The 258-nt window shown below is 56.2% G+C and carries 1 protein-coding gene; it reads left to right on the top strand.

Annotation, left to right across the window (positions count from 1 at the left end; genetic code table 11):
* Positions 1-258, top strand: a 258-nt coding sequence (locus WG929_RS21115; RefSeq protein WP_416207639.1) for a GTP-binding protein, incomplete at both ends; no start/stop codon positions are given.

Below are 258 nucleotides of genomic sequence, written 5' to 3'. Positions count from 1 at the left end.
CGCACGTAGATTGCCCAGGACACGCGGATTATGTGAAAAACATGATCACCGGTGCTGCGCAGATGGACGGAGCGATCCTGGTATGTGGTTCCACTGACGGCCCAATGCCGCAGACTCGTGAGCACATCCTGCTGTCCCGTCAGGTAGGTGTCCCTTACATCCTGGTATTCCTGAACAAGGCCGACCTGCTGGCTGAAGACTGCGGTGGCGCAGACTCAGAAGAATACGCAGAGATGCTGGAACTGGTCGAAATGGAAC

This window comes from Oceanobacter antarcticus (genome assembly GCF_044962685.1).
In the GTDB taxonomy this organism is placed as follows: domain Bacteria; phylum Pseudomonadota; class Gammaproteobacteria; order Pseudomonadales; family Oceanobacteraceae; genus Oceanobacter; species Oceanobacter antarcticus.
The sequence above is the reverse complement of the archived record's forward strand: the minus strand, read 5'-3'. Positions and strand labels throughout refer to the sequence as shown.